This window comes from Parablautia muri (assembly GCF_009917485.1).
Lineage (GTDB): Bacteria > Bacillota > Clostridia > Lachnospirales > Lachnospiraceae > Suilimivivens > Suilimivivens muri.
Genome location: NZ_QZDT01000099.1, coordinates 1 through 5,916, shown reverse-complemented (window position 1 = coordinate 5,916; position 5,916 = coordinate 1). Strand labels below are relative to the sequence as shown.

7 protein-coding genes are annotated in these 5,916 nt (G+C 33.5%); all 7 read right to left on the bottom strand.

All coding sequences use genetic code 11. The features are described 5' to 3' along the window. Positions 1–52: 52 nt before the first annotated feature. Positions 53–967: a hypothetical protein gene (locus D5281_RS23770; RefSeq protein WP_160562373.1), complete on the bottom strand. Its 915-nt coding sequence runs from the start codon at positions 965–967 to the stop codon at positions 53–55. Between the two features lie 209 nt (positions 968–1,176). Next, a complete protein-coding gene (locus D5281_RS23765) occupies positions 1,177–1,638 on the bottom strand; it encodes a hypothetical protein (RefSeq protein ID WP_160562372.1) in 462 nt (153 codons plus the stop codon). 42 nt (positions 1,639–1,680) lie between these two features. Continuing rightward, on the bottom strand, positions 1,681–1,848 hold the full coding sequence (locus D5281_RS23760) for a hypothetical protein (protein ID WP_160562371.1): 168 nt from the start codon (positions 1,846–1,848) through the stop codon (positions 1,681–1,683). Positions 1,849–1,869: 21 nt separating this feature from the next. Continuing rightward, positions 1,870–3,159, bottom strand: a complete 1,290-nt coding sequence (locus D5281_RS23755) for an AP2/ERF family transcription factor (protein ID WP_160562370.1) — start codon at positions 3,157–3,159, stop codon at positions 1,870–1,872. Positions 3,160–3,899: 740 nt separating this feature from the next. After that, positions 3,900–4,277 carry a type II toxin-antitoxin system death-on-curing family toxin gene (locus D5281_RS23750; protein ID WP_160562369.1) on the bottom strand — a complete coding sequence of 126 codons (378 nt, stop codon included), beginning with the start codon at positions 4,275–4,277 and terminating at the stop codon, positions 3,900–3,902. Further along, positions 4,274–4,516 carry a type II toxin-antitoxin system Phd/YefM family antitoxin gene (locus D5281_RS23745; RefSeq protein WP_160562368.1) on the bottom strand — a complete coding sequence of 81 codons (243 nt, stop codon included), beginning with the start codon at positions 4,514–4,516 and terminating at the stop codon, positions 4,274–4,276. Before D5281_RS23745 ends, D5281_RS23750 begins: the two co-directional genes overlap by 4 nt. A gap of 80 nt (positions 4,517–4,596) precedes the next feature. Then, positions 4,597–5,874: a hypothetical protein gene (locus D5281_RS23740; RefSeq protein ID WP_160562367.1), complete on the bottom strand. Its 1,278-nt coding sequence runs from the start codon at positions 5,872–5,874 to the stop codon at positions 4,597–4,599. Positions 5,875–5,916 lie beyond the last annotated feature (42 nt).

Sequence of the window (5,916 nt, the reverse complement as noted above, 5' to 3'; positions counted from 1 at the left end):
AGCAGGCAAAAATATATGAGGCTCTCGGAGTGAAGGTACCAACCTCGTCATGTTAACTCCGAGAATCCAGGATCCATGATGTTATGCTTGACTTTCCTATTCCTGGTACACCTGCTATAAGCATTGTAGTCGTCTTTTTATAATTTATAAATTTTTTTATTATCTGATCTAAAGAATCATTAATAGAAAATCCTATCCTTTTTATAGATTTATGTATCTCATAATCAGGTATAATAAAAGCATCTGCTAAAGTTATAGGATTTTCATCATTGTCAATATGAAGAAACAATCTACTATTCCAATTTTCAATATATTCTTTTTTCTTATCATTTTGAAACTTTTTCGCCTCATTACCCCTACTTTCTGTTTCATTAGCTTGCATATTCATTTTCTGAATCTGTTCCAAAATCATCAATAATATACTCAGCACTAATTGGCTATTATCATCTATCTTACTAAAATTCTTCTTCAAATTATCAGATACCTTTTGCACTTCAGCATTAGCATCATCAACAGCATTACTTATCTGTATCAACATCTTATTACTGAAATCTTCACTTTCAAGCATAACCTTAGTTAATACTTCTGCGACCTTAAATAGGCCTACTTTAATTTCACCCTCGTATTCTATATGAGTAGACATATTTTTATATGTAGCATACTTCCTCCACATAAAATCTTCCAATATCATGTTATTATATTTACATTGTCTAAGTACTTCATCTGTAATATCTACCTTAGAAAGCAGATCCTTTATCTCACTTACTACATAATCATTTTTTTCTTCGGAAAGAACCCGCTCAATTCGAAATTTTCCATTGTTAATAAAGTTATTAATCTCGCTTACACCTTTTTCGGATATTCCATCTATTGAAATACCTGTTAACTCCTTGATCAATCCACTCCCAACCTTATCCCCTACTACTGACTTTATTACCGCTGATATAATATTAACTGCAATACTCATTAAAATCCCACCTTATACATTCTTTGCATATCTGATGTGTCCTAAATATACTTTTTATTTTAACACATATTTTCTGACTTCATCTTATAAAAAATGACAAAATATGTAAACAGCCTATCCACTCCACCATACATCACCTATAATTCATATCAAAATCGTAAAAAAATAAGGCATACCAGACTTTCACATCCGATATGCCTTATAATAAATCATCCTACTCTACTAACCCACCAACTGAAATAAGTCTTACTCCGTTCCCTCTTTACCGATTCAATCCCCTTATCCATCAATCTTCTATTCCGATCCAGAAAAACATCCCATGATTTACTATCTTCTTCATTTTTCTCTGCATTCCTGAAGCCTTTGTTTACTGCACTTACCATCTCTTTTGTTCTGTATGCTTCTTCTGACTTTCTCTGTACACCATCTTCATGGATATTCTGTAAAATCTGATTATGTTTCTCTTTCTGCTGATTTTCTCTCGCCATTGCTTTTTCAATATAGGAATTGAGAAGGTTGCTACTATGTTGCACTCTTTCCCTCTCGGCTTCTTCTCTTTTATCCATTTCAATCCTGTTTGCCCTTAACCTGTCACGTTCCTTATGGTCACGCTCCGCACATACTGATTTAATCATGTTTAATGATGATTCTGTTGTATTCGTTTTGTTCATTGTAAAAAATCCTCCAATCTTAATATCTCAATAAGTTCTTTTCTACTTCCATCTCTGCTTCAAGCTGTACTCTTTTTCATTGATTCTGCATAATTCCTGATTATCACGGTTGATATGCGCTATGGATTCCTCCGTATCTAAACAGTGGAACTTCTCCGCATATTCATCTTCAATCATTCTGGTTTTAATTCTTCTTTCAAAATCTGTCATTGTTAAATGTCCTCCTATAATTTAATCATCAATTTCAATCTTCCAATTCATCATTGCTTCATATACTTTATCCGGTATAACATTCCTATACTGTTCCGCTATATCCTTAATAAAATCTTCTTTATATTCCTTATACCTAGCAAAAGCAGATTCAGCCGTATCAAATGTCCCTAATTTAATCTGCCTTCCCATAAATGACATTTCAGCGCGGTATTTCCCCTTACTCTTATCAAAATGAACGCCTAAAGGAAGATCACCCCTGTTTTTCTTACCATTCAGAAATAACGTATTGACTGCATGAGGCACAAAACAACATGTTTCCGGACTATACACTTTATTCCCTTTGAAAAGAATATCCTTATCCAAATCCAATATCATACCAGCTATCTTATTCTGTTCATACCATACCTTGAAATTATTGTAATTCAGCCATTCCTCACAAGCTGTACATCCTTTATATTGTGGCTGTTTCTCGTGGAATTTTGCATTATAACAACGGTTAATCATATCATGCCATTTCAAATAGGATTCTGATGTACAATCTACATTTTCACTCCCACGATAACCGATACCGCACATAACAGGCTCCATTGCGCTTCTGCTCCAGTCATCAGGCTTGTATCTTATATCATTCATTACCTTTAAGATAAATTCTTCTGAATCATCGCCTGTTTTATTAAAATGATTTTTTACAATTCTATATTGTTCCTGGTTTAATGGATATAGGTTTCTGTAGTAATAATCCTGCTTATCAAAACCGCTGTGCCATATGTAAACATTATTTGCTATATCTGGATTCACAATAAATTCTTCTGCTACTGCCTTAGCCGCATATAAATGTACGCTTTTATATATCCATTTTCCATCATAAAATACATTCTCCCTTAACGAATAGAATAAAGCTCCATATTTATCATAGCTTCCTTGTAACAGGTTATATTTGCCATCTGAAAACCTGATTACCCTTCCATAATTTGATAGCCATGTCTTCTTATAGTCCATCAGTTTTACAAAGGTTTCATCAGTTCCCAATGGAATAAACTTAAAATGTGAAATATCCAGTATTCTTTCAGGCTTAATATCTTTGTAGTGCCTATGGATCAGTATTTCCAGATTATCCGTAAATTCAATCTTATTCTTTTCCTCCAAATATTTACGCTGATATTTATATTCACACTCTTTACATTGACTTAAATAATATGGATTATAAAACTGCCCCTTTACTAATCTGAATTTTTCTATTGGCAATATCCTGCCACATTTCTTACATATTTTTGTTGTTTCAATTTCTGATACTCTTGTATTGCTCATTGTTACTTATAATAATTCCTTTCGATATGTCTTTAGATAGCCAACACAATTTTGTGTTCAGCTAATAATTAAGCATCCCGATTGTATGCTCCGATTCCTATTCATAATAAAAGAGACAATACGACTGATTCATACTGTCTCTATAAATCAATATCCAATTTTATGTTTACGCCAAAACTGGCGGCATCTCAATTCTGCGAAATCGTGATATGACTTTTCCAAATTGGGAAACACTGACTTTTCCCAGATTGTTGGGAATATGATTCAAACCTTTTAAAGTGTTTGCTTGTCTCCAAAATAGATTCCCCCGTTTGGGGAAAAGCCCATTTGGGCTAACCGTTGAAAACTCAAATGGTACAATTGTTTCGTTCGTCATTAATGAAGAACGGAATTATTTTACCAAACACTTTAAACCGTTTGCTTATCAGATATGCATATTATGCACTTTCGGATGTTCAGAATTTTAGGACACGGGAATATTCCCTTCTCCTCTTTCGACCACTTATGGGCGAATAGATTAAATCTACCACATTGCTTTTAGAGCAAGATGGTTCAAAACCTGATAACAACCGTACCTACAAGTACACACCAGTTTCCCGCGGGGAACCATCATCTCACGTAACTACGGTGAAATACTGTATACCTTAATAATCTGCCTCGTCTATTCTGTCGAAGCCATACTTTTCGGTACATGTTGGATATTGCCCTTTGCAATGCCCTGTAAAAAGCTATCATCTCATTTATAATTGATGTTTCAGAATCCATGCCAGAATATCCTCATATCCCTTTTTGCCATTTGCAACATCCAATATTACATCTGACAATTCTTTCTGTGTATATTCCAATTCATACCCATTGACTGCAAGAAAAACCAGCATAACATGAACACCAATTCTTTTATTCCCATCTATCATTGCATGATTCTTTACCAATCCATAACATAATCTTGCCGCTTTTGCCTGGATACTTGGATATAATTCATCACCACCGAATGACTGAAACGGACTTTCAAGTGCAGAATCCAATAATCCATTATTCCGGATTCCATCACTTCCCCCTGTTTCTTTGATTAATTGGGTATGGAGCATCAAGACCTGTTTCTTTGTCAGCCGAATCATTTTGCTAATACCTCATACGCTTCTCTATTCTGTGTGATCAACCGCTTTGATATGCTCATTATATCTTCATCTGACGCCACTGAATCATTTTCAGCTTTGCTAAAATCTATAACAAGATATCTTGGCACATTATTTTTCAGAATTACAGCCGTACCATGTTCATCAACCAATCTTGCTACTTTAGAAAAATTCTGATTTGCTTCTGTAATGGAAACCATTGTATTTGTATCAATCTTCATAAAAACATCTCCCTACATTGTATTATAAATATAGTATATGTAATTTATAGGATATATTCAACCTATTTTTTATTTTACAGTTAAAACAAATCACCTATATCAATACACTCTGAATCGTTTCCAGTAACGCAAAATATCCCATAATTACTATTATCATGAGATTTATTTTTGCATAGTTCATCCTGTCCCACACAATTCGTATTTGTCAGGTTTATTTGAACCTCGCCCTCTGTAGGCATATCCAGTATTTCTTCTATGGAATAATCATTCTCCATTGAAACAGGCTCTCCCCAATTATCATCCGATATAGCATTAACAAGATTATTCTTACGTTTTTCCATCTCTCTTTTTTGTTCAGCTTTCCTATTGACATAATCTACCACACATGGAATATCATCAAACAGATCTTCATTCTTAATCTTGCCAATAATATCATCATAAGCAGCAGTGCCTTCTTCTGCTTGTCTCAACTTTTTCTCATTGCAAAGATTCTTACTATGAATGTATTGATATGTTCCAATCAATTCTTCATTTGAAAAATTACCTATGTACTTATCAAAATCCTTAACCAGTAAATTGAAAACAGCAGCATATCTTTTATTTTCTCTGGACTTTTCTGCCTTTACAAGTGTTTCTGTCTCCTTCAAGTTAAATGTAGCCACATATTCATTTGCAAACTGGATAATCCATTGTCTATCCTCATACCTTCCATAATGGTTAGAAAAACTCATGATCTGTCCTGTTTCTTTATCTTTTTTGTTCTGGTTATGACGATAAGTATAAATAATCTTCTCCGCTTCAAGGATAGAATTATACTCAATGATACGCGCTTTTGTTGTTCCACACCAATCAGCCAATGTATCCAGTGTCATAAATCCAACAAAATCGGTATGGGCACCATAACAATCAGAATGGTCATATGTACCTTTATCATGGCAGATGGAACTAATCAGGACAATAAAATATCGTAGTATGGCAAAGTTATCTTTCTTTGTATCAATATTCATTATCCTTTGTACTTCTTCAAGGGTGATAACTGTATAGAATACACCTTTATTTGTATTCTGCTCAAAATGCAGACCACTCATATCTATGATAAATTCAGTAGCGGAATATTCATCTACCTTTTTAATCAGATTCTTTTTTACAAGTGAATCTAAAGAAGATTTGATATGATTCAAATATCTTCTTGAAATCTGCAAATTCTTATACAATTCAAAGACAACTGAATTATAAGCAACATACTGTAGTTCTTTTTGAGAATCATATAAACTTCTCAACGCTACATAAACAGCTACCTCATAGTCACTTAAATTTGTATCTCTTATAACTGCATTATTTAAAAACAATTTCTTCATAATAACTTTCGTTCCTTTCAAAAATCAAAATAGAATATTGAA